The organism is Microbacterium caowuchunii, assembly GCF_008727755.1.
GTDB lineage: Bacteria > Actinomycetota > Actinomycetes > Actinomycetales > Microbacteriaceae > Microbacterium > Microbacterium caowuchunii.
The window spans coordinates 305,992-329,775 of the sequence record NZ_CP044231.1 but is presented as its reverse complement, the minus strand read 5'-3'; the positions used below and the strand labels follow the sequence as shown (position 1 = coordinate 329,775).

Here is a 23,784-nt window from a genome sequence, read left to right as displayed (position 1 = left end):
GATTTAGTTGCTGGATTAAATCATTGAACTACTCATACAATGTGATTCATGACCAGCGTCGCTCTGCCCCGCACGATCTTCGACGAGTCCCACGAGGAGTTCCGCGACGTCGTGCGGCGCTTCGTGGAGCGGGAGGTGACCCCTCACCTCGATGCCTGGGGAGCCGAGGGCCGCGTCGACCGCGCGCTGTTCCGCAAGGCGGCCGAGACCGGGCTGATCGGCATCACCGCGCCGGAGGAGTTCGGCGGCGGCGGAGTGGACGATTTCCGGTTCAACGCGATCGTCATCGAGGAATTCGCCCGAGCCGGGGCGAGCGATGTCTCGATGTCGATCAGCGGCGAGAACGACCTCGTCGCGCCGTACTTCATCGAGTTCGGCACCCCCGAGCAGAACCAGCGCTGGCTGGCACCCATGCTCGCCGGGGACAAGGTGGGCGCCATCGCGATGACCGAGCCCGGGACCGGGTCGGACCTCGCGGCGATCACGACGACGGCGCTGCCCGACGGCGACGACCTCGTCCTCAACGGTGCCAAGACCTTCATCTCCAACGGACTCGTCGCGGACTTCTTCCTCGTCGCGGTCCGCACGGACCCGGATGCCGGCCGCGGCGGGATCAGCATGCTCGTCGTCGATGCGGACGCCCCGGGCTTCACCCGCACCGGACCGCTGAAGAAGATCGGCCTGCCCGCGCAGGACACCGCGGAGCTCTCCTTCCAGGACGTCCGCGTCCCCCGCGGAAACATCCTCGGCGCCGCGGGCGAGGGCTTCCGGAACATGCGCCACAACCTGCCCATCGAACGCCTCAGCATCGCCGTGACCTCGATGGCCCGCATGCGTGCGACGTTCGAACAGGCCCTCGCGTACTCCATCGAGCGCACCGCCTTCGATCAGCGCATCGCGGACTTCCAGGCGAACCGCTTCTACCTCGCCGAACTCGCCACCGAGATCGAGGTCACCCAGACCTTCATCGACCGCTGCATCCTGGATGCGTCCAACCACGCCCTGGACGAGGTCACCGCCGCGATGGCCAAATGGTGGGCGACCGAGCTCCACCAGCGCGTCATCCAGCGCGCGCTGCAGCTGCACGGCGGTTACGGCTTCATGCGCGAATACGCCGTCGCCCGCGACTACATGGACTCCCGCGTCGCCACCATCTTCGGCGGCACGACCGAGATCATGAAGGAGATCATCGGACGCCGCCTCACCCGCTGACCGTCCGCCTCCACTGCGCGGGTGTCGTCAACGGCACGAGCGGAGGGCGGGTGGCGGTCGTGGACAGGTCGATCCGGCGGCCCTGCGCGGCGGAATCCATGAGGGCCGTCATGATCTCGAGCACGTGCAGGGCGATGGCGCCGTCCGCACGGCGGCCTCCCCCGATGAAGTCGAGGAGGCCGATGCCGCGACCGGCATCGATGTACCCGGCCTGCGCGCCCACGGGCGTCCAGGCCTGATCTGCCGGCCGCCGCAGGCGCACCTCCCCCGCGAAGTGGTTCGGATCCGGAACGGAGAGCGAACCGGTCTCTCCGTGCACCTCTATCGGCGCAGCATCCGTCGCCGCGGCGTCGAAGCTGAACGTCACCGTCGACACGGCTCCGTCCACGTGCTCCAGCACCCCCGTCACATGCGTGTCGACCTCCACCGGGATCTCCTCTCCGGCCCGCGGACCGGACGCGATGCGTCGCGTGGCACGCGGCCGGGAAGAGGCCCCGGTCACCCGCGCGACCGGTCCGAGCAGGTGGAACAGCGAGGTGAGGTAGTACGGGCCCATGTCCAGGAGCGGACCGCCGCCCTCCCGGTAGTAGAAGTCCGGGTGCGGGTGCCACGCCTCGTGACCGGGCGAGACCCACGTCGCGACGGCTGCGACGGGGCGGCCGATCTCCCCCGCGTCCACGAGGGCACGTGCGGTCTGGATCCCCGTCCCGAGGACGGTGTCCGGTGCGCAGCCGACCCATCCCGGCCCGGGCAGCGCCATCACCGCGCGGGCCGCGGCGAGGGTCGCCGCCAAGGGTTTCTCCCCGAAGACGTTCTTGCCGCTTCTGATCGCGGCGGACGCGACGTCCGCATGCGCGGCCGGGACGGTGAGGTTCAGGACGGTCCGGACCTCCGGGTCCGCCACCAGCTCCGCCACCGACAGCGCCCGGCATCCGGGGAAGCGTTCCGCGACGGCGGCCGCACGTGCGGTATCGAGGTCCGCGGTCGCGGCGATGCGGACACCGGGATGGGTCCCGAGGGTCTCCAGGTACTGCCCCGAGATCACTCCGAGGCCCACGATGCCTATGCCGTGCGGCTCGCCCACAGCAGCCCCCTCTCGATGATGGTGCGGACGTTCGGATCGGCGAGGACGTCGAGGCTGTGTCCCGGGGTGGCCACGAACACGCGTCCCCGCCCCCACGCGCGTGTCCACACCGCGGGCGAGGTGGTGGGGCGGTGCCACGGATGGTAGGGCTGGAGGGGGTGCGTCGTCGTGGCGAGGACGTCGTTGAGGTCGTCGCTGAGCACCCAGTACTGCTCGGTCGTGAGCGGGAAGTCCGCCAGGCCGGCGGTGATGTCATGGCTGCGGCCCAGCTCGGTGATCTCGATCGTGTGCGGAAGGAAGTTGTCGGATTCCTCCCCCCGGCACGCGTCCGGGTGGGTCGACGGATGCGTCGCGAACTGCCCCCCGATCAGCTGGAGGTAGTCGGAGCTCCCCCGATAGGAGTCCGCGATCCCGCCGTGCCAGCCGGCGAGCCCCGTGCCGCGTTCCACGGCCGAGCGGAGTCCGTTCAGGGCGCCCCGGGAGATCTCCGACATCGTCACGCTCTGCAGGACGAGGTCCGTCGCATCCATGACGGCGCGGTCCGCGTAGATCTCGTTGGAGTCCTCGACGCGCACCGCGAACCCCTCACCCTCGAGGAACGGCAGGAACATGTCGGTCGCCTCGACCGGATGGTGCCCCTCCCATCCGCCACGGACCACGAGCGCACGACGTCCGGTCATGACGGGACTCCTTCCACAGGAATGCGTCGACTCTCTGAGGCGGCGCTGGTCTCGACCGCGGCGAGCACCCGCTGAACGCGCGCCGCTTCGGCGAAGTCGGGCGCGATCGGGCTCCCGCCCGTCACTGCATCCACGAAGTCCACGATCTGATGCGTGAAGAGGTGCTCGTACCCGAGACCGTGTCCAGCTGGCCACCATGCCCCGGCGTAGGGGTGCTCGGGCTCCGTGACGTCGATCCGGCGGAACCCCTGCTCGCCGGCGGGAAGCGTCGCGTCGTAGAACCACAGCTCGTTCATCGCGGAGAAGTCGAACGCGAGGGATCCGCGATCGCCGTTGAGCTCGATCCGGTTCGCATTGCGGTGCCCGGTCGCCATCCGGGTCGCCTCGAAGACACCGAGGGCGCCGTCGGCGAACGTGGCGGTGAAGGCCGCGGCGTCGTCGACGGTGACGTTCTCGCGGGGCGCATCGGCCGCCCCCCGTCCACCGAGACCGACCTGCTCATCCAGACGCGGTCGTGTCGGCACGAAGGTGCGGACCGTGGCGGAGACCTCGGTGATCCATGAGCCGGTCAGCCACTGCGCGGTGTCGACGCTGTGCGCTCCGATGTCCCCGAGGGCACCGGACCCCGCCCGATCCCGGTCCAGGCGCCAGGTGTGCGGGGCATCGGCGTCGCTCAGCCAGTCCTGCAGGTACTGCGCGCGCACGTGCCGGATGCGTCCGATCCGGCCGGACTCGACCAGCCGCCGGGCGAGCGAGAGGGCCGGCGTCCGCCGGTAGCTGAACCCGCACATGCTCACGATGCCGCGGGCCGCCGCGACGTCGGCCGCGGCCGCCATCCGGTCCGCATCCGCCACGCTGTTGGCGAGCGGCTTCTCGCACAGCACGTGCTTCCCGGCGGCGAGCGCGGCGAGCGCGATCTCGGCGTGCGTGTCACCCGGCGTGCAGATGTCGACCACGTCGATGTCGTCCCGCGCGATCGCCTCTCTCCAGTCGTCGGTCGATTCCGGGACGTCGAACCGCGCGGCGGCCGCGGCCGCACGGTCGCCGTCGCGGCCCACGAGCAGCGCGACCCCGGGGCTCCGCGCCAGGTCGAAGAAGCGGGGCGCGGTGCGCCACGCGTGGGCGTGCATCCGGCCCATGAAGCCGCCCCCGATGATGGCCACGCGGAGTGTCGTCGTCATCGGTCTCCCCCTCCTCGTCGATGGGACATGGTCACGGGTGAACACGATGCCACCGCGGGGATGACACGTCCCGTCGTTTGCGCAAAACTCGGGGACGTGTCCGTCCCCCGTCCCGCCACCCTCGCCGACATCGCGGCTGCGGCGGGCGTGAGCATCTCCACGGTGTCCCGGGCGCTGCGCGGGCGCGGCGAGATGGCGGCCGACACCCGCGCGCGGGTGCGTACCGTCGCGGAGGATCTCGGCTACCCGGCCGCGGACCGGACCGGGGGGCGGCCGCGCGGAGGGACCGCGCTGATGATCGACCTGGTGCTGGGCACCTTCCACGACCCGTACGCGGACGAGGTGACCGCCGGCGCACGCACGGCGGCCTCGCAGCTCGGCTATGACCTCGTACTGACCGCCGAACGCGACGATCCACGCGAAGACTGGCCGGTGCGCATCCGCTCCCGCGGCACGGCCGGGGTGATCCTGGGGCTGATCCTGCCGACCAGGGCACAGCGGGCGGCGTTGGCGAGCGCGGGGATCCCGCTGGTGCTCCTCGATCCGCCGTCGGACGCGGCCCTCCCTCTGCCGAGCGTGCGCACCACCGATCGGGCCGGTGGCGCGGAGGCCGCCCGCCATCTCGTGGAACGCGGCGCCGAGCGGTTCCTGGTGATCGGCGGGGCGCCCTCCTACCGCTACGGTCGCGCACGCGTCGAGGGCTTCACCGAGACGCTCCGTGCGCTCGCCCCGCAGGCCCCACTCGTGCGCACCAGCGCGGACTGGAGCGGACGAGACGCCCGCAAGGCGTGCGCCGCGGCGATCGGATGTCTCGACGGCGCGGGTCCGATCGGCGTCTTCGCCTGCTCCGATGAGATGGCCGCAGGCGCCTACCCCGCGATCGCCGATGCCGGCCTCAGCATCCCCCGGGATGTCCTCGTGGTGGGCTTCGACGACGTCCGCGGTGCGCGGTGGCTGCAGCCTCCCCTGACGACCATCCGCCAGCCGATCCGGGAGATGGCTGCGGCAGCGGTGCGCACCCTCACCGCCAGGGGGAACGGCACCGTCGTGGAGCACTCCGCCATCGAGTTGCCGACGGAGCTCATCGCCCGCGGGTCCACAGCGACCCGGCCCCGCTCCCGCGATCGGGCCGCGGTCACCTCCCCCTCGCACTGAGGACGGGGACAGCGGGCCCAGCCTTGGCCAGACGACCCCGCAGGAACAGGATGTAGGGGATCATCACGACCCCGATGATCACCGCGCTGATCGTGTCGCCGAGCACCGAGTCCGCGGTGAGCGCGCCGCTCAGGTTGAACAGGACGTGGAAGGCGACTCCGGGAAGGATGCTGCCGGTGAGCACCGCGCAGTAGGCCAGAGCGATGCCGGCCAGGATAGCCATCACGATCTGCACGATCTGCTCGACGGGTGTCGCTCCGCGGAGGAGATTCACCACGTGCCCGACGCCGAACGTGACGCCGGAGATCAGGATCGCGCGGGTGGCGCTCCCCTCCATCCTGAGCGCCTGAAGGAGAAAACCCCGGAAGACGAGTTCCTCGACGAATCCGACGCCGAGCACGAGCAGCACCGCGAAGAACACGTCCCGCACGTCGAGCCCGTCGGCGAACCCCTCGCCGTACTGCACGAACGCGACGGCGAACAGCGGCAAGAAGAAGAGCGTCGACCGCCCGGTCCCGGGTCGGACGCGCCGGATCCCGTAGAACGCCATCCGGTCGCCGGCACGGAGGTAGAGCAGGAGGACGACCGAGAGTACCAGCAGCACGATGCTCGTCATCCCGGGGAAGCCGACGGCATCACCGACGGCGTCACCGACGCTCACAGCGACGATGTAGATTCCGATCCAGATCAGCGCGTGCCAGACGGGACCGACCTCCTGCAGCCTGCGCACGGAACCCCTCCTCTCCGCCGACGGCCGGCTCCTGCCCCGAAGCTGCGGCGTGACGCCAAGGAGTCAACACCGGCGCAGCCGGGAGCGAACAGAGACCAAGTACCCGCGGCACGGGCGTTACGGAGCAGGTGCATCCACGCAGGCGCGAATGCGCGCATACCGCCCGGGCTCTGTCAAGAGTCGCGGGATCCCGACGATTCCATATCGGGATCGACCATCGGAACGTATCGTGCCGGTCATGGCCCCCCATTCGTACGACGTGGTGATCATCGGGGGCGGCAACGGCGGCATCGCCGCCGCCGCCCAGCTCCGCCGGAGAGGCGCGAAGGACGTCGCGCTCGTCGATCCCGCGGCCACGCACGTCTACAAGCCGCTGCAGAACTACGTGGGCACCGGCCTCGCGGCTGCCTCCTCGCTGTCGCGGCCTCAGGCGCGCCTCATCCCGAAGGGGGTGGCGTGGCACCGCTCGGCAGCCGCGCGCATCGACGGTGCCGAGCGCCGGGTCGAGCTCGAGGACGGCACCGCCCTCTTCGGCGCGGACATCGTGCTCGCCTGCGGTGCCGTCACCGACTGGAACGCGGTGCCGGGCGCGGAGGAGGCGCTGACGAGCGGCACCGCGGTCACCACGTTCGAGGACGATCGTCTCGCGGCGACCCGCGACGCCATCCGCTCCCTCACCTCGGGCCGGGCGGTGTTCACCCTCCACGAGCAACCCGCGTCGGGACGGGAGACGGCCCTGAAACCGCTGTTCCTCGCGTGCGATCACTGGCGCCGCCGGGGTGTCCTCGGCTCCATCGAGGTCGAACTCCTCCATGACGGCGAGCGGCTGCATCCGGTCGACGAGATCGCGGTCGCCATCCGCCGCCACTTGGATGCGTACGGGATCGTGCTGCGGCTCGGTACGCGGGTGCGGGAGGTCGAGGGCCCGTCCATCACGGTCGACGGCCCGGACGGGAGCCGGGTCGTCCGGACGGATCTGCTCCACCTTCTTCCCCCGTACGCCGCACCGGAGCTCGTCCGTGCGTCGCATCTGGACGGGCGCGACACGGGCGGCTTCGCGGCGGTGGACCCGGTCACCCTCCAGCATCCGCGTCACCCGCGCGTGTGGTGCATCGGCGACGCGGCGGATCTCGGCGACGCGCGCACCGGGGGCGCGCTGCGACACCAGGTGCAGACGGTGATCGAGAACATCCAGCGCCAGCGCACGGGCCGTTCGCTGACCGAGTACGACGGATACACGGTCGCCCCCATCGCCACCTCGCGGCGCTCACTGGTGTTCGGCGAGTACCTCAGCCGCTCGCACGAGGTGACGCGCAGCATCCCGCTCCTCGACAACCTGCGGTCCCGGCCGTGGTGGTACGTCCTGGACCGGCACGTGCTGCCTCAGCTCTACTGGCACGGCATCCTGAAGGGCAGGATCTGACGGTCCGCAACCCCGTATCCGCGCCCTTGCCCGCAGTCCAGGATGCGGGGATGCGCACTTCACGCGTGACCACCTTCTCCCGCGGCGGCCTGGTCTTCGACGTGTCCGACACCGGGGCGACGGACGGCCCCGTCATCGTCCTGCTGCACGGGTTCCCCGGCTCGCGTCGCACCTGGGATGCCGTCACGCCCCTGCTCGAGGCGGGCGGCGCCCGGGTCGTCGCGTTCGATCAGCGCGGCTACTCCCCCGGGGCGCGGCCCCGCCGGCGGCGGGACTACCGCGCGGTCGACGTCTGCGGAGACGTCCTGGCCCTCATCGACGCCCTCGGCGCGGAACGGGTGCACCTGTGCGGTCACGACTGGGGCGGGTTCGTCGCCTGGCGGATGGCGCACGTCGCACCGGAGCGGCTGGACGGCATGACCGTGCTGTCGACGCCGCATCCGCGCGCCCTGCGGCGATCGCTCGTGAGTTCCGCGCAGGCGGCGCGCTCCGCCTACATCGCGTTCTTCCAGCTCCCGCGGATCCCGGAAGCGGTGCTCCGCCCGCGACTCGCACGTCTGCTCACCCGGTCCGGCCTGCCGTCCGCACTCGCCCAGGACTATCAGCGCTTCCTCTCCGCGCCACACGCGATCCGCGGCGCCCTGCACTGGTACCGGGGCATGTGGCTGCCGGACCGCCGCGACCGTGACCGGGCGAGGGGCCCGGTCACGGTGGAGACGACCTACGTCTGGGGCAACCGCGACCAGGCGCTCGGGCGCCGCGCGGCCGAGCTCACCCGGCGGTACGTCCGGGCCCGGTACCGGTTCGTGGAGCTCGATGAGAACCACTGGCTGCCCGAGCGGGCGCCCGACCGCGTGGCCGCGGAGGTCCTCCGCGCGGCGGGATTGCGGTGACCGCCCTCAGTCGGCGGCATCCGCCTTGGCGAACCGTTCCCGGTACGCGACCTCGTCGATCTCCGTCGCGCTGACGACCGCGGTGCCGTTGTAGACGTCGCGATCGATCTCGTCGGTGGACTGTGCGACCAGCATCGCGACCATCGTGTCACCGTTCACGTTCAGGAACGTGCGGAAGATGCCGGTGAACCAGTCGACGGCGATGAGCAGGCCGATCGCTTCGATAGGGAGCCCGACGGAGGTGGCCAGGAACATCGCCACCACCGGGAAACCGCCGGGGACCGTGATCGTGCCCATGTTGAGCAGGATCGCGAGCGCCATCCCGAGCACCACCTGTCCGATCGTGAGGTCCACGCGGCCGGCCTGCGCCAGGAACATCACGACGATCATGTAGTTCAGCACCGCGCCGTAGGAACCCATCGTCAATCCCACGGACAGGGTGAAGTTCGCCACCCGCTGACTGATCCCGACCTTCTCGACGGCGTTGCGGAGCACCGTGGGGAACGTGACGGCGGAGCTGGTGGTGGTGACGGCGACCACGGTCTGCTCGGCGAGCTTGGCGGGCAGCCGCCACGGGCTCAACCGCGTGCGGACGGTGACCACGACGACGAACATCAGCGTGATGATGACGACACCGATCAGCGTCGTGCCGAGGTATGCCACGGCCGAGGTGACCACGGCGAAGCCCACGTCGCCGGCGAGCGCGGCCAGCAGGCAGAACACCCCGATGGGGGCGATGTACATGACGAACCGGATCATCGTCAGCACGATCTGCTGCACCTGGTCCAGGAGGTCCAGGACGAGACGGTTGCCGGTCTTGGCGATGTAGCTGTTGAGAGCGAGGCCGAACAGCAGGGAGAAGAGGATGATCGGCACCATCGTCGCGGTCGACATGGCCGAGAAGATGTTCGTCGACACGAAGCCGAGGATGGTGTCCTGCCACCCGGTCGCCTGCGAGGCGGACTCCTGCAGGGCGGGGTCCAGCTCGCCTTCGAACACCATGCCCGCGCCGGGCTGGATGAGGGCGCTCAGGCCCCAGGCGACCACGGCCGCGATGACGGAGAACCCGATCATCCAGGAGAACGTACGTCCGGCGAGCTTTCCCATCCCGGTGCCGGTCAGCGAACCGGTCGCGACGATCACCGAGGCCATCACGAGCGGCACGATGGACATCTGGATGAGGCGGATGAACATGTCACCGACGAACTTCAGGTTCGCCGCCCAGTCGCCCACCGCGAGACCGAAGACGATGCCGGCGATCGCCGCGATCCCGATCAGCGCGGCCGGATGGCGGAGCGCCCTTCCGAAGCGCTGAGCCGGTGTGCCGGGGGATTCCGTGAGTGGCATCGGGGGGACGGTGCGGGACATGGTGCCTCTTTCACTGGGGGGTGGGACCAGTGTGTCGAGGCGCGGTTTCCGTGCCGGTTCCCCGCCATTACGTTGATGTTTCGGCCCGACCGGCCGGGGCACTGCTGCTGCACCGCAGGGTCCCAACGCGCGATTCAAACAGCATGGGGACGGCCGGCACGCGGCTGCTGGAGGAGGCCACCACCGCGTGACGTCCCGCGGCGAGACCGCGCATCGTGCACAACTCCTGCAAAACCGCCGCTTCGGCCGGAAACACCGGGGGTACCCCGGGCTCTTGCCGGAGTTGTGCAGGGCGACCGGCGTCGACCGTCCCGGCAGCTCGGCATCGAGCGGCTTCGGCGGGCCACCACCTCGGTCCCGCGGCGAGACCGCGGATCGTGCACAACTCCTGCAAAACCGCCGCTTCGGCCGGAAACACCGGGGGTACCCCGGGCTCTTGCCGGAGTTGTGCAGGGCGACCGGCGTCGACCGTCCCGGCAGCTCAGCATCGGGCGGCTTCGGCGGGCCGGTCACTCCGGCCGCTGCCGGACGCCGCGGGCCGGCCCCTCCGTCCCTGTGCGGGACGCGCGCAGCCGCGGCTGCGCGGCAGGGATGCAAGCCCCTTCGACACCCGCGGTCCGGGACTACCGTGTGCGGCATGGACGGCTTCGCGGCGGTCGACTACGAGCTGGGCAGACAGGTGCTCCAGCGGGGCATCGCGGCCCTGTACCTGATCGCGTTCCTCTCGTCCGTCAACCAGTTCCGGCCGCTCCTGGGCGAACGGGGCCTGTTGCCCGCCCCCGAGCTGCTGGACTGGGCACGATCGTCCCCGGCTCGTCGGAGGATGCTGCGCCCGACCCTGTTCCTGCGCATCCGGTACACCGACCGCAGGCTCGTGGCCCTGTGCGTGGCCGGGATGGTGGTCGCCGCCGCGCTGGTCGCAGGGCTGCCGCAACTGGCCGGACCGTGGGTGCCGATGGCGTGCTTCCTGGCGCTCTGGTTCGGCTACATGTCGATCTCGAGCATCGGCCAGACCTTCTACGGCTTCGGATGGGAGATGCTGCTGCTGGAAGCGGGATTCCTCGCCGCGTTCCTCGGCTCCGGCACCGAGCCTCCGCCGACCGTCATCATCGTGCTGTTCTGGTGGTTGCTGTTCCGACTCGAGTTCGGCGCCGGCATGATCAAGATCCGCGGCGGTCGGGAATGGCACGACCTCACCGCGCTCATGTACCACCACGAGACGCAGCCCATGCCCGGCCCGCTGAGCCGGCAGGCGCACCTGCTGCCGAGGTGGTTCCACCGCACCGAAGTGGTCGGGAACCACATCAGCCAGCTCGTCATGCCGTTCCTGCTGTTCGCCCCGCTGGCGGGCCTCTGGGTCCCCGGCCCCGTCCCGGTCCTCATCGGGACCATCGCCGCGGCCGTGATCATCGCGACCCAGCTCTGGCTCGTCCTCACCGGCAACTTCGCGTGGCTGAACTGGGCCACGATCGTGCTGGCGTTCTCGGCGGTGGGGATCCCGGATGCGGGCCGGCCGCCCGCATCCGACCCGCCCTGGACGATCGACGGCCAGCCCCTGCCGTGGCTCGTCGCCACCACCGCGGTCGGGGTTCTGTACATCGCCCTCAGCGTCCCCTCGGTGCGGAACCTCTTCTCCCGGCGCCAGCTGATGAACGCGAGCTTCAACCGCTGGCAACTAGCCAACGCGTACGGCGCCTTCGGCACGGTCACGAAGGAGCGGATCGAGATCGTCGTCGAGGGCACGATGGACGAGGACCCGGCCGCCGCGACGTGGCGGGAGTACGGCTTCCGCGGCAAGCCCGGCGACCCGCGCCGCATTCCGCCGCAGATCGCGCCGTACCACCTGCGACTGGACTGGCTGATGTGGTTCCTGCCCCTCGGAGCATCCCTGGACGAGTGGTTCACCCCGTTCCTGGCACGGCTGCTCGAGGCGGACCCGGCGACCCTCGCGCTGCTGCGGACGGACCCGTTCGAGGCCCGACGCCCGCGCTGGGTGCGCGCCGTCTCCTACCGGTACCGGTTCGCGGACCGCGCCACGCACCACCGTGACGGGGTGCGCTGGGTGCGCGATCGGCGCCGCACGGTGATCGGGCCCGCCGAGCTCCCCGGGTGACACGGATCGGGCCCGCCGAACTCCCCGGGTGACGCGAGCCGGCCACCCGCGCACACGCCCGGACGTATGGACCTGGGTACTGGTCGGGCGCCGAAGTCGCGACCGCAGGCGGATGTGGAACGCCGTGCGCCTTCGTAGCGTCGAAGGCGACGAAAGGTGCACAGATGATCCGGGTTCGATCCCTGACGAAGCGCTATGGCAGGAAGGTGGCGGTGGACGGCATCGACTTCACGGTCGAGCCGGGCCGAGTGACCGGCTTCCTCGGCCCGAACGGCGCAGGCAAGTCCACGACGATGCGCATGATCGTGGGACTCGACCGTCCCACGGAGGGCACGGCCGAGGTCAACGGACGGCCGTACCGGGAGCTTCCCGCGCCGTTGCGCGAGGTGGGAGTCCTGCTCGACGCCCGCGCCGCGCACCGGCGCCGTACCGCGTACAAGCATCTGCTGGCGATCGCGGCGACGCACCGCATCGGAGCCGAGCGGGTGCGCGAGGTGATGGATATCGCCGGGCTGGACGCCGTGGCGGACAAGCGCGTCGGCGGGTTCTCCCTCGGTATGGGTCAGCGGCTCGGCATCGCGGCCGCACTCCTCGGCGATCCGCAGGCCATCATCCTCGACGAACCGGTCAACGGGCTGGATCCGGAGGGCATCCTGTGGATCCGGGGTCTGCTCCGCCGGCTCGCGGCGGAGGGACGGACGGTGCTGCTCTCATCGCACCTGATGAGCGAGATGACCCAGACGGCGGATCACCTCATCGTGATCGGGCAGGGACGGATCCTCGCGGACGGCCCGATGCGCGAGGTCGTCGCGGGCGCCACCCGCTCGGCCGTCCGCGTGCGCACCCGCGACGTCGACCGGCTGATCGCGGCGATCGCCGCCCCCGAGGTGACGGTGTCCACCCATCCGGACGGGGCCGTGGAGGTCACGTCGCTCACCGCGGAGCAGGTGGCGGATGCCGCTGCGGCCGCCGGGGTGGTCCTTTACGAGATCACCACCGTCGAAGGGTCGCTCGAGGACGCCTACCTCGCCCTGACCGCAGACTCCGTCGAATACCGATCGGCGCCCGCCGCCGGGGAAGGAGCCGGCCGATGATGTCGCTCATCACCAAGGCCCACCGCACCGATGCACGCACGCGGCGCCCCCCGTTCGCGGCGACCCTCCACTCGGAGTGGCTGAAACTCACGAGCCTGCCGTCCTCGTTCCTCGCGCTGGGCGGGATCCTCGCCATCGGGCTGGGCGGCAGCCTGTTCCTCGCCCTCACCCTGGAATCCTCCGGTGTCCCTTCGGTGCCGTCCCTCGAGCGCACGATCGGCGACGTGACGATCCCGATGGTGATCCTCGGGCAGATCATCGCCGGTATCCTCGGCGTCATGTCCATGGGCGCGGAGTACTCCTCGGGCGCCATCCAGTCCACGCTCCTCGCCTCACCGAAGCGACTGCGGGCACTGTGGGCGAAGGCCATCGTGGCATGCGGCGCGGTGACGGCGGTGGCGCTCGTCACGGTCTTCGCGTCCTGGGCCGTGACGAACCCCGTCTATGCGGAGTTCGGACTGGATGCGCCGCTGACCTCTCCCGGCGTGCTGCCGGCGCTCCTCGGCGCCGCCGCGTACCTCGGGTTGTGCGCGGTCTTCGGGGTCGGGCTCGGTGCGCTCGTACGCTCCACGACCGCGGGCGCCATCCTGGTCTTCGTCGCCACGCTCCTCGGACCCGTGCTGACGTCCGTGCTCCCGTACAGCCTGTTCTCGCGCGTGCTGCGGGTCATGCTGCTCGGCAATGCCGGGGACGCGATGTCCCGCGTGACCGCAGAGGGAGGCCCCTTCCTCGACGTGTGGGGCGGGCACATCAGCGCCGGGGCGGGCTGGCTGTTCGTATCCGCCTGGGCCGCGGCGGCGCTGATCGCGGGCGCGGTGGCGCTGACGAAGCGCGACGCGTGAGACCGCCCTCCGCCGGAGTGCCGGATGCCGCAGTCGCGGTGCCCGGCGCTCCGGCGTCGGCACCGCGACCCGGGGCGCGGAGCGCCCTGGTGGTGGACGGCCCGATTCTGGGCGGCTATCTCCTGCTCGCCGCCGCCTTCGCTTACCTGTCGGTCGAGTCCACCATCGTCACCCCGCTCTGGCCGATCCTCCTGCTCACCGCGGGCGGCGTCGCCGTCGTCCTCTGCCGGCACCGCGCGCCCCGCGCGTCCTTCCTCGCTCTGCTCGTGCTGATGACCGCCTCGGCAGCATGGGGCACCGGCGCCGAGGCCGCACTCGTGGTCCCCGCGCTGTACACGGTCGGCCTCACGAGCCGAGCACGGCGCGCCTGGGGCGCGTTCGGCCTGGCTCTGGCGGCAGGCTGCGCGGCCGCACTGATCCTGGCGCTGCGTGTGCGCCTCGGCCCGCCCGTCCTCGGTCTGGCCCCGCGCTCGCCTCTCGAATCCTGGCCCATGGACTGGCTCAGCATGATGGCCGTGTTCGGCGCCGTCACGCTGGTGGCCACGCTCCTCGGGATCAACCGCGGACATCAGCGGCGGTATGTGGCCGCCCTGCTCGAGCGCGCGGAGCAGATGAAGCGGGAACGTGATCAGCAGGCGAGCATCGCGCGTGCGCTGGAACGCGAGCGGATCGCGCGCGAGATGCACGACGTGATCGCTCATTCGCTCGCCGTGATGATCGCTCTCGCCGACGGCGCGAGCGCCGTGGCCCCGACGCGCCCCGAGGAGTCGCAGCGGGTCATCGCCCGGGTCGCCGACACCGGTCGGCGCACGCTCGGGGAGGTGCGCCGGCTCCTGGCGCGGGTGGACGACGCCGCGGGGGTGTCCGCGTCCCCCGGTCCCGCCGAGCTGCCGGCCCTGGTCGAGGAGTTCGTCGCCGCGGGGCTTCCCGTCCGGCTCGAGCTCACCGGTGTCCTGTCGTCGGATTCCGCCGTCGGACCGACCGTCTACCGGATCGTGCAGGAGTCCCTGACGAACGTGCTCCGGCACGCGCGTGAGGTGCGGGACGTGTGGGTGCGGGTCGCGCTCGCCGACGACGAGGTCACCGTCCTGGTGCAGGATTCGTCCGCCCCCGCCCGGCCCATCGACTCGCCCGGCCGCGGGCTGGTCGGCATCCGGGAGAGAGGGGCGTTCTACGATGGCGAGGTGCAAGCGGGCCCCCGGGACGGCGGCGGGTGGCGCGTGTTCGTCCGGCTGCCGCTGGACGGATGATGACCGAGGAGACGATGGTGGGCGACGACATCCGGGTTCTGCTGGTCGACGACCAGGAGCTCGTCCGGTACGGGCTCCGCCTCGTCCTCGAAGCCCAGCCCGACATCCTCGTGGTGGGCGAAGCCGCGACCGGAATCGAGGCACTGCGATCCGTGCGGCGTCTCGAGCCCGATGTGGTCCTCATGGACGTGCGGATGCCGGATCTGGATGGGATCGAGGCGACGAAGCAGATCTCGCTCGACCACCCGGATACCCGCGTGCTCGTGCTGACCACGTACGACCGTGACGAGTTCGCCTTCGGTGCGTTGAAGGCGGGAGCCGCCGGCTTCCTCCTGAAGAACACCCGGCCGGAGGAGCTCGTCGCCGCCGTGCGCGCGGTGCGGACGGGGGATTCCGTCGTCTCGCCCCGGGTCACCGCCAAGCTCATCGAGGTCGCCGTCCCGCACCTGGAGCGGAACTCCGGAGCGCCGGAAGAGGCGCTGTCCGCCCTCTCCGAGCGGGAGCGGGAGGTGTTCGTCCTCATCGGACGAGGACTGACCAACGTCGAGATCGCGCAGACCCTCCATCTCAGCGAATCGACGGTCAAAGCGCACTTCGGGCGGATCCTCGCGAAGCTGCAGCTGCCCAACCGCGTGCAGGCGGTGATCAAGGCGTACGAGCTGGGCGTCGTCGGCGTCCGCTCACCCGATTGACAGGTGACTCTGGAGTCACCTAAGGTCGTCGCATGGACACCGATTCCGTGATCGCGGCGATCGCGGATCCATCGCGTCGACGGATCCTGGACGCGTTGCGCGACCGCGACGGCCAGAGCGTCGGCGAGCTCACCGATGCACTCGCGCCGCTCGGACGGCATGCCGTCCTCAAACACGTACGCGTGCTCGAGGCGGCCGGCCTCGTCGTGTCGCGCAAAGAGGGACGGGCGCGGGTCTGCCACCTCAACCCGGTGCCGATCGTCCAACTCGCCCAGCGTTGGATCGACGATTTCGGAGCACGCGCCTCCGCGGGACTGCTCGCGCTCAAAGCAGACCTGGAGAAAGGAGAGGAACCATGACCGACGATCGCATCTACGAGGTGCAGGTGTCAGCCGCCCCCTCGGCCGCCTGGCGGGCGCTGACCGATCCCGACACCGTGAAGAGGTACTACTTCGGCACGTCGCCGCGTACCAGCTGGCGCATCGGCTCCCCCATCGAGTTCGTCGACGAGGACGGAGACGCGCAGATCGTCGGTGAGGTGCTCGAGTACGAGCCGCCGCGCCGTCTTGCGCACACCTTCATCGCTACCTGGTACGGCGCACCCGACGACCAGGGCTCGCTGCACTGGGAGATCGAGCCGACGGACTCCGGAAGCCGCATCACCCTGACGCATCGGGGAGCGCAGGCGGGAACGCGCGAGGGCTCTGAGACCGAGGACGGCTCCCGCCGGATCATCGAGGAGCTGAAGCGACTGCTCGACGAGGCCTGACCGGACGCTCGCCTCCCCGCTCCCGGGCACGCGGGTGGGCGCCCTACCTACACCGCGCGGACCCCGTCGCCACCGTCCGCGGAGGGTCACCCGCGCCGCAGCGCGGTGGACTCCCGCTCGACGAGGGTGATGGGGACGAACACCTCGGTGTCGACCGTCGCTCCCTCGATCAGGCGCACCAGGGCCTGCACCATCATGGCGCCCTTCTCCTCCGTGTGCAGATCGACCGTCGTCAGCGGCGGCGTCGTGCTGGTGGAGAAGTAGTTGTTGTCGAGCGTCGCGATGGCGACATCCTCGGGCACGCGCACCCCCCTCGATTGCAGGACCCCCAGCGCCCCGGACGCCATCTGCGCCGAGGCGACGAAGACCGCGTCGAAGGTACCGGCCCGGTCGAGCAGTCGCCTCATCGCCGCGGCGCCCCCCGCCGGGGTGTAGTCGCCTTCCTCCCACCCGCCCGGAGCCAGCCCGGCCGATTCCAGGGTGTCGCGCCAGCCCTGGAGCCGTTCGCGCCCGGCCGAGGTGTCGAGCGGCGCGGTGATCGTGGCCACGCGCACCGCGCCGCGCTCCACGAGATGCCCGGTCGCGAGGGCCGCGGCGGCGACGTTGTCCACGTCCACGACGTGGATGTCGGCATCCTCGCCACCCGGCGGCCGGACGCCGAAGACGACGGGGAGCGAGCGCGAGAGCGTGAAGTACGCCTCGGAGGCGCTGTGGTGAGACAGAATCAAGGCTCCCCCGACATTGCCGCGGCTGAGAACCTGATGCGTCTTCTCCGGATCCGACTCCGACTCGATCAGCAGGGTCAGCGAGTAGTCCGTGGACGACGCATACGCTGCCGCCCCCTGGATCACCTCCGCGAAGTAGGGGTCGGCGAAGAACTCGGCGGTGCGTTCGGGGATCATCATCGCGATGGTCTGCGGCTGCCGGCGGACGAGGCTGCGTGCAGCCCGGTTCGGGACGTATCCGAGCTCCGCGATCGCCGCGGTGACGCGCGCGACGGAATCCTCGGTCACCTGGGGAGAACCGGTGATCACGCGCGACGCGGTGGAAGTGGAGACTCCGGCGAGTTCGGCGACCGCCCGCAGCGTCGGGATCTGCGACCTCGACGACGCCGTCGTCTGGATGTTCAACCCTTGTCTCCCTCCCCCGACGTCTCATCAGGCACGACCGGCGGCATCCCCTGATCCGCCCCTCCGTGTAGCGTATGGCACACCCTCCGACGTGTTACTCCGGGATGGCGCGACGCTCGATGAGGGCCGCCAGCCAGCGACCGCTGTCCTTCACCGTGCGCTTCTGCGTGTCGTAGTCGACGTGGATGATGCCGAAACGCTTACTGAACCCGTAGCCCCACTCGAAGTTGTCGAGGAGCGACCAGACGAGGTATCCGCGGAGGTCCACGCCCCGTCCCATCGCGCGGTGCGCCGCGCTGATGTGCCGGCGGAGGTAGTCGACGCGGAGGCGGTCCGGCACCCGGTCGCCGACGACCTCGTCCTCGAACGCGGCGCCGTTCTCGGTGATCATGAGGGGAAGATCCGGGAACCGGTCGCTCAGGGAGACGAGCAGTTCCTCCAGCCCGTCCGGAGCGATGTTCCATCCCATCGCGGTGAACGGACCCTCCTGGTGCAGGAATTCCACGTGCTCGCTCCCGGGCCAGGGCGAGCCGCCGGCGTCTTTGTGCCCGTCCGCCCGCTCGCGAGGGGACACCCCGTCCCATGTGCGCACCCGGGTCGTCGAGTAGTAGTTGACCCCGAGGAAGTCGAGCGGCTGGTGGATGATCACGTCGTCGCCGGGCAGCACGAACGACCAGTCCGTCACCGTCGAGGTGTCCTCGATCAGGTCGGCGGGATAGGCACCCCGCAGCATCGGGCCGGTGAACGACCGGTTCGCCAGCGCGTCGATCCGTCGCACCGCCTCGCTGTCATCGCCGCGGACGACGTGGAAATTGAGGGTGACCGACACCTCGGCGTGCGGCGCGAGCTCGCGGATCTCCTGCACGGCCAGACCGTGGGCGAGGTTCAGGTGGTGCATGGCGCGCAGTGCGGCGTCGCCGTCGGTGACGCCGGGCGCGTGCGCCCCGGACCCGTAACCGAGGAACGCGCTGCACCACGGCTCGTTCAGCGTGGTCCATACCGGGACGCGGTCGCCGAGCGCCGCCACGACCAGGCGCGTGTACTCGGCGAAACGGTAGGCCGTCTCCCGGTTCCTCCATCCGCCGAGGTCTTCGAGGGCCTGGGGGAGATCCCAGTGATAGAGGGTCGCGATCGGGCGGATGCCACGGGCGGTGAGCCCGTCGACGAGGCGACGGTAGAAGTCGAGACCCGCTGGGTTGACCTCACCCGACCCCGTCGGCTGGATGCGCGACCAGGCGATGGAGAAGCGGTAGGCCTCGAGGCCGAGTTCCGCCATCAGGTCGAGATCGGTATCGAGACGGTTGTAGTGGTCGTCGGCGACGGCACCCGTGTCGCCGCCCACGATCTTGCCCGGAGTGGCGCTGAATGTGTCCCAGATGGACGGGCCGCGCCCGTCCGCCTCCGTGGCGCCCTCGATCTGGTATGCGGCGGTGGCAGAGCCGAAGAGGAATCCGGCGGGGAAGCCCGACCCCACCTCGAAGTGTTCGGGACGTTCCCGGGAGTGCGTCGGAGTGTTGATGGTCATATCAGCCTTTCACCGCGCCTTGCATGATTCCCGCAACGAGCTGCTTGCCCGCCGCGAAGAAGAGGATGAGGAGCGGGATGACCGAGAGGACGGCCCCCGCGAGGACCATGGCGTTGTCCGGGTTCTGCCCGCCGGCGGCGCTCAGCGCGGCGAGCGCGGTCTGCACGTTGGGGTTGCGGGGGCTCAGGACGAGTTGTGGCCAGAGGTAGTCGGTCCACGACGCCATGAACGTGAACAGGGCGAGCACCGCCATCGCCGGCCGCGCCGCCGGGAGGGCGACATGCCAGAAGGTGCCCCACATGCTCGCGCCGTCGACCCGGGCAGCCTCGATGAGTTCGTCGGGGATGACGTCGACCAGGTACTGCCGCATGAAGAAGACGCCGAAGGCCGTGACCATGCCCGGCACGATGACCGCCTGCACGGTGCCGATCCAGCCCCACTCGCCCATGAGCATGAAGAGGGGGATGATGCCGAGCTGGGTCGGGATCGCCATCGTCGCGATCACCGCGAGTAGCAAGCCGGTCCGCCCGCGGAAGCGCAGCTTCGCGAACGAGTACCCGGCGAGCGTCGAGAAGAACACCACGGAGACCGTGATCGCACCGGAGATGACGATGCTGTTCGCGAGCGCCAGCCAGAACGGCACGGTGTCGAACACCTTGTCCACGTTCGTGAGGAAGTTCCCTCCCGGCACGATCGCCGGCGGCACCAGGTTGACGTCGGAGGACTGGCGGCTGCCGATGACGAACGACCACCACAACGGGAATGCGGAGCCGGCGAAGAACGCGATCAGCAGGGCGTAGGTGAGCGCTCCCGGGCGTTCGTAGGCCCGCCGGCGTTTCGCGCGACGTTCGGCCGCGGCGAGGCGGCGTTCCTTGTCCTGCGCCGGCGCGGACGGCCGGGGGGAGGTGACGATGCCGGTCATGATTCTCCCTGCTGCGCGCCGATGGTGGCGATCTTGATCCGACGGGTCTTGGTGTCGGCGGTGCGGATGGCTCGGGTGACCGCGAAGCTGAGGAGCCCGACGAGCACGATGATGAGGAACAGGATCCAGGCGGTGGCGGATGCCCGACCGAAGTCGCGCCGCACGAAGCCCATCTCGTAGAGGAAGAGGACGATCGTCTGGAACTGCCGGTTGCTGCCGCCGTAATAGCGGGCGTCGAACAGCCGCGGTTCGGTGAAGATCTGCAGGCCCCCGATGGTGGCGGTGATGACGACGAAGATGAGCGTCGGGCGGATCATGGGGATGGTGATGGACCAGAACCTGCGAAGCTTGTTCGCGCCATCGATGGCCGCGGATTCATAGACGTCGCGCGGCACGGCCTGCATGGCCGCCAGCAGGAGCAGCGCGTTGTAGCCGGTCCAGCGCCAGTTCACCATCGTGGCGATGGCGACGTGGGAGGGGAAGGCGTCGAACGTCCAGCGGATCGGGTCGAGTCCGAACAGCTCCAGGAGTCCGGCGACGGGGCCGTGGTACTGGTTGAAGACCTGCAGGAAGATCACGGTGACCGCGACCGGAGCCACGATGTACGGCAGCAGGATGCTCATGCGCCAGAAGGTCTTGCCGCGGATCGCCTGGTCGAGGAGCGCGGCGATGCCGGTCGCCACGACGAGCTGCGGGATGGCCGAGAGCAGGAAGATGCTCACGGTGTTGCCGAACGCGTTCCAGAAAAACGGGTCGCTCAGCACGCTGACGTAGTTCGCGAGGCCGACGAACTCGCCCTGCCCCTTCAGGAGGTGCCAGTCGTACAGCGACACGTTGAACGTGTACGCGATGGGGAAGACGCCGATCAACGCGAACAGGATGAAGAACGGCGCGACGTAGAGGTACGGGGAGACGGTGTAGTCGAAGCGACTCACCCTCTGCCGGAACGTGAGTTCCGACCGGAGGGGGCGACTCCGGGTAAGCATGGTCATCATTGAGCCAATCCGCGAGGGTGAGGTACGGCGGGAGGGAAGCGGACGGCCCGGCGCATGCACCGGGCCGCCCGGCATCGATCAGGGGACGATCTGACCCAGCAGCGTCATGGCCTCATCCCAGGCCTTGTCGGGGTCCGTCAGTTCGCCCTGGCTGACGCGGTCGAAGGTCGGGCCGAAGACGTTGTCCTGGATGTTGGAGTCCTCCGGGCCCTTCACCTGCGCGACGACACCCTTTGCGCGGGCGGCGAAGATCTCACCGGTGGGGGCGTCGTTGAAGAACGCGCTCGTCGTGTCGGCGACCAGTTCCTGGCCCTCGACCGTGCTCGGGAAGGGACCTGCGACCTCGAACGATGCCGCCTGCTGCGCGGGGGACGCGAGCCACAGGGCGAGCTTGGCCGCCTCTTCCTTGTGCTCGGACGACTCGGAGACGCCGAGGAACGCGCCGCCCCAGTTGGCCGCACCGCCCGGAAGGACATCGGCGAAGTCCCAGCCGCTGTCGGTGGTCCCCTCGTCGTAGTAGCCCTGCACGATACCGAGCATCCAGCTCGGGCACATGTACACGGCGAAGTCGCCGGCCTTGGCCTCCGGGCCGACGTCCCAGCCCGGCAGACCGGCGCCGAGGCCCGCCTGCTCCGCCTCGACGATCTTGGTGAACTGCTCCTTCAAGACCTTGTTGTCCTCGATGTTGAGCGTCTCGCCGTCCTTCTTGTAGTAGCCCTCCTCCTGCTGGTTCACGAAGGAGTTCCAGAAGAATCGGGGGCTGTGGTAAAACGCCTTGCCGGTGTTGTCCACGTATTCCTGGCCCACTTCGAAGAAGCGGTCCCAGGTCGCGTCATCGCCGCCGAAGTACTCGGCGACCTCCGTGCGCTCGCTGGGAAGACCCGCCGCCTCGAAGAGGTCGCCGCGGTAGCAGAGGCCCTGGGGGCCGATGTCGAGGCCGGCGCCGATGACCCGGCCGTCGGTGGTGGTGCCCTGGTCGTACTTCCAGTCCAGCCACTGGTCCTTGACGTCCTCGATGCCGTAGTCGCGCAGGTCTACGAACGCGTCGGAGACGTCCGCGATCGTGCCGAGCCACCCCTCTTCGATCGCGACGATGTCGCTCAGGCCCGTGCGGGCGGCGATCTTCGCGTAGGCGTCGTCGCGCGCCGCCCCGCCGCCCTCGAGGTTGGTCGCCTCGATGACGATGTTCGGGTTCTCCTCCATGTACTCCTCGTACTTGGCGTCGACGCCCATGGTGCCGAAGGTGGTGATGGTCAGCGTGGTCTTGCCGTCATCCCCCGCCGCACTACCGCCCGCCCCCTGTGAGCATCCCGATGCGATGAGGGCCAGTGACGCTGCACCCACGACGGATGCGGCGATCTTGCTTCGCGTTGCTTTCACGATCACTCCTTTGTGTGCGTAAGTCCGGAACTCATGGGCACGTTCCCATGGGCACGTTCCCATGACTTGCGTTGACGGTACGTCTTCGGGGCGTCGACGTCAAGAATTATCTGGGAGCGCTCTCGCGGAGGGCTTCCTCCGCGGCGGCGCGAACCTGGCGGCGCGCCTCGTCGATGACCCCCAGGATCTCGATCGATGCCTGGAGAGGGTGCTCCGGGGATTCCGTCCGCCCGTCGGCGACGTGCCGCGCGACCGCCGCCGTCTGCCACGCCATCCCCTGTCGCCGGGTCATGCCGGAACGGTCGGCGAACCGGGCTCGCTCCCCCCGCCCCGCCGCGACCAGGTCGAACCCGCTCGGGAAGACCCAGTCCGGATCGAGGTCGAGGTGCGCCTCCGTGCCGGAAACGCCGGCCCGGCCGGGCGAGGACACCAGGAGGCTCGTCGTGAGTACGGCCCGGGCACCGGACGCGTATCCGAGCACGGTCGCACTCTGATCGTCCACCCCGGTCTCGCTGAGCGTTCCACTCGCCGTGATCGAGTCCGGGGCGCCGAGCCACATCCGGCTCAGCCAGACCAGGTAGACACCGAGGTCCAGCAGGGCGCCGCCGCCGAGCACCGGGTCGAAGATGCGGCCCCCCGGTTGCGCCCGGAAGCCGAAGTCCGCCGTGAGGAGTCGCACGTCACCGAGGGCCCCCGCATCCCGAAGCTGCACCATGACGTCGGTCTGCGGGAGGAACCGGGTCCACATCGCTTCCATGACGAAGACACCCGCCGCCCGCGCGGCGTCCCGGATGGTCCGCGCTTCGGCGGCGGACAACCCGATGGGTTTCTCGATCAGGACGTGCTTTCCCGCCGCGATCGCAGCGAGCCCGAGGCTCAGGTGCTCGCTGTGCGGCGCGGCGACGTAGACGACCTGGACAGCCGGGTCGTCGAAGAGCGCGGCATATCCTCCGTGGCTGCGGGGGATGCCGTGCCTGTGCGCGAACTCCGCAGCGCGTTCCGGGGATCGGGATGCGACGGCCACCACCCGCTGATCCGTGTGCGTGTGCAGGGCGTGCACGAAGTCCGCGGCGATGGCGCCGGGCGCGACGATGCCCCAGCGAAGAGCCGGCCCGCCGCGCAGGGGATACGTCCGCGGGGTCGGCATGGTCAGAGGCGAGCGGGTCATGGAGACCGAACCTACTGCGTCACGCCAACAGAGGCTCGACCTTCTCCGTTCGAATGGGGTCGGATTCGCCGGATTCACGCGGTTCCGAGCCTCGTAGACGCTGCTCATGGATGCGCGCGATCGAGGCCCCGATGCTGGTGATGCATGAGTGAGACCGTCAGCGGGTCAGCGCGTTCCC

The 23,784-nt window shown here is 70.1% G+C and carries 22 protein-coding genes; 11 read left to right on the top strand and 11 right to left on the bottom strand.

The window, feature by feature from the left end:
- The first annotated feature begins 48 nt into the window (after positions 1-48).
- Positions 49-1,212 carry an acyl-CoA dehydrogenase family protein gene (locus F6J84_RS01510; protein WP_150970832.1) on the top strand — a complete coding sequence of 388 codons (1,164 nt, stop codon included), beginning with the start codon at positions 49-51 and terminating at the stop codon, positions 1,210-1,212.
- Here the strand turns inward: F6J84_RS01510 and F6J84_RS01505 are convergent.
- Genes F6J84_RS01505 through F6J84_RS01495 form a run of 3 tightly spaced genes read right to left on the bottom strand, consistent with a single transcriptional unit; the run spans position 1,202 to position 4,157 of the window.
- A complete protein-coding gene (locus tag F6J84_RS01505; RefSeq protein WP_150970830.1) occupies positions 1,202-2,296 on the bottom strand; it encodes a Gfo/Idh/MocA family protein in 1,095 nt (364 codons plus the stop codon). The two genes, F6J84_RS01510 and F6J84_RS01505, sit on opposite strands and share 11 nt — an antisense overlap.
- Complete coding sequence (locus tag F6J84_RS01500; RefSeq protein WP_150970828.1) at positions 2,275-2,976, bottom strand: ThuA domain-containing protein; 702 nt, start codon at positions 2,974-2,976, stop codon at positions 2,275-2,277. Before F6J84_RS01500 ends, F6J84_RS01505 begins: the two co-directional genes overlap by 22 nt.
- Complete coding sequence (locus tag F6J84_RS01495; RefSeq protein ID WP_150970826.1) at positions 2,973-4,157, bottom strand: Gfo/Idh/MocA family protein; 1,185 nt, start codon at positions 4,155-4,157, stop codon at positions 2,973-2,975. Before F6J84_RS01495 ends, F6J84_RS01500 begins: the two co-directional genes overlap by 4 nt.
- 96 nt (positions 4,158-4,253) lie before the next feature.
- Between F6J84_RS01495 and F6J84_RS01490 the strand changes: the two genes are divergently transcribed.
- A complete protein-coding gene (locus tag F6J84_RS01490; protein ID WP_238702557.1) occupies positions 4,254-5,312 on the top strand; it encodes a LacI family DNA-binding transcriptional regulator in 1,059 nt (352 codons plus the stop codon).
- Here F6J84_RS01490 and F6J84_RS01485 read toward each other — a convergent pair.
- Positions 5,293-6,042, bottom strand: coding sequence for a CPBP family intramembrane glutamic endopeptidase (locus tag F6J84_RS01485; RefSeq protein ID WP_150970822.1), 750 nt, complete (start codon positions 6,040-6,042; stop codon positions 5,293-5,295). The genes F6J84_RS01490 and F6J84_RS01485 overlap by 20 nt on opposite strands.
- Before the next feature lie 238 nt (positions 6,043-6,280).
- Between F6J84_RS01485 and F6J84_RS01480 the strand changes: the two genes are divergently transcribed.
- A complete protein-coding gene (locus tag F6J84_RS01480) occupies positions 6,281-7,465 on the top strand; it encodes an NAD(P)/FAD-dependent oxidoreductase (protein ID WP_191905722.1) in 1,185 nt (394 codons plus the stop codon).
- A 50-nt stretch (positions 7,466-7,515) separates the two neighbouring features.
- Positions 7,516-8,358: an alpha/beta fold hydrolase gene (locus tag F6J84_RS01475; RefSeq protein WP_150970818.1), complete on the top strand. Its 843-nt coding sequence runs from the start codon at positions 7,516-7,518 to the stop codon at positions 8,356-8,358.
- 6 nt (positions 8,359-8,364) lie between these two features.
- On the opposite strand, the gene F6J84_RS01470 is transcribed toward F6J84_RS01475, so the two are convergent.
- Positions 8,365-9,726, bottom strand: a complete 1,362-nt coding sequence (locus F6J84_RS01470; RefSeq protein ID WP_238702556.1) for a dicarboxylate/amino acid:cation symporter — start codon at positions 9,724-9,726, stop codon at positions 8,365-8,367.
- A gap of 637 nt (positions 9,727-10,363) precedes the next feature.
- On the opposite strand from F6J84_RS01470, the gene F6J84_RS01465 reads away from it, so the two are divergent.
- The 7 genes from F6J84_RS01465 to F6J84_RS01435 all read left to right on the top strand — a co-directional run bounded on the left by F6J84_RS01465 (position 10,364) and on the right by F6J84_RS01435 (position 16,486).
- Positions 10,364-11,839 carry a lipase maturation factor family protein gene (locus F6J84_RS01465; protein WP_150970816.1) on the top strand — a complete coding sequence of 492 codons (1,476 nt, stop codon included), beginning with the start codon at positions 10,364-10,366 and terminating at the stop codon, positions 11,837-11,839.
- Between the two features lie 164 nt (positions 11,840-12,003).
- Entirely contained in the window at positions 12,004-12,933 is a 930-nt protein-coding gene (locus F6J84_RS01460; RefSeq protein WP_150970814.1) for an ABC transporter ATP-binding protein, read from the top strand.
- Positions 12,930-13,775: an ABC transporter permease gene (locus F6J84_RS01455; RefSeq protein WP_150970812.1), complete on the top strand. Its 846-nt coding sequence runs from the start codon at positions 12,930-12,932 to the stop codon at positions 13,773-13,775. The genes F6J84_RS01460 and F6J84_RS01455 overlap by 4 nt, the downstream gene beginning before the upstream one ends.
- Positions 13,772-15,025 carry a sensor histidine kinase gene (locus F6J84_RS01450; RefSeq protein WP_202980464.1) on the top strand — a complete coding sequence of 418 codons (1,254 nt, stop codon included), beginning with the start codon at positions 13,772-13,774 and terminating at the stop codon, positions 15,023-15,025. The genes F6J84_RS01455 and F6J84_RS01450 overlap by 4 nt, the downstream gene beginning before the upstream one ends.
- Entirely contained in the window at positions 15,025-15,717 is a 693-nt protein-coding gene (locus tag F6J84_RS01445; protein ID WP_202980484.1) for a response regulator transcription factor, read from the top strand. The genes F6J84_RS01450 and F6J84_RS01445 overlap by 1 nt, the downstream gene beginning before the upstream one ends.
- 32 nt (positions 15,718-15,749) lie before the next feature.
- Complete coding sequence (locus F6J84_RS01440) at positions 15,750-16,076, top strand: ArsR/SmtB family transcription factor (protein WP_150970810.1); 327 nt, start codon at positions 15,750-15,752, stop codon at positions 16,074-16,076.
- Complete coding sequence (locus tag F6J84_RS01435; protein ID WP_150970808.1) at positions 16,073-16,486, top strand: SRPBCC domain-containing protein; 414 nt, start codon at positions 16,073-16,075, stop codon at positions 16,484-16,486. The genes F6J84_RS01440 and F6J84_RS01435 overlap by 4 nt, the downstream gene beginning before the upstream one ends.
- An 86-nt stretch (positions 16,487-16,572) precedes the next feature.
- Here the strand turns inward: F6J84_RS01435 and F6J84_RS01430 are convergent, their stop codons facing one another.
- The 6 genes from F6J84_RS01430 to F6J84_RS01405 all read right to left on the bottom strand — a co-directional run bounded on the left by F6J84_RS01430 (position 16,573) and on the right by F6J84_RS01405 (position 23,606).
- The gene (locus tag F6J84_RS01430) at positions 16,573-17,616 is read right to left on the bottom strand and encodes a LacI family DNA-binding transcriptional regulator (protein WP_238702555.1); all 1,044 of its coding nucleotides are present in this window, start codon (positions 17,614-17,616) and stop codon (positions 16,573-16,575) included.
- Positions 17,617-17,710: 94 nt separating this feature from the next.
- Entirely contained in the window at positions 17,711-19,141 is a 1,431-nt protein-coding gene (locus tag F6J84_RS01425; protein WP_150970806.1) for a GH1 family beta-glucosidase, read from the bottom strand.
- Position 19,142: 1 nt separating this feature from the next.
- Positions 19,143-20,063, bottom strand: a complete 921-nt coding sequence (locus F6J84_RS01420; RefSeq protein WP_150970804.1) for a carbohydrate ABC transporter permease — start codon at positions 20,061-20,063, stop codon at positions 19,143-19,145.
- A complete protein-coding gene (locus F6J84_RS01415; protein ID WP_150970802.1) occupies positions 20,060-21,058 on the bottom strand; it encodes a carbohydrate ABC transporter permease in 999 nt (332 codons plus the stop codon). Before F6J84_RS01415 ends, F6J84_RS01420 begins: the two co-directional genes overlap by 4 nt.
- A 78-nt stretch (positions 21,059-21,136) precedes the next feature.
- Entirely contained in the window at positions 21,137-22,438 is a 1,302-nt protein-coding gene (locus tag F6J84_RS01410; protein ID WP_238702554.1) for an ABC transporter substrate-binding protein, read from the bottom strand.
- Between the two features lie 106 nt (positions 22,439-22,544).
- A complete protein-coding gene (locus F6J84_RS01405; protein ID WP_150970797.1) occupies positions 22,545-23,606 on the bottom strand; it encodes a Gfo/Idh/MocA family protein in 1,062 nt (353 codons plus the stop codon).
- Positions 23,607-23,784 lie beyond the last annotated feature (178 nt).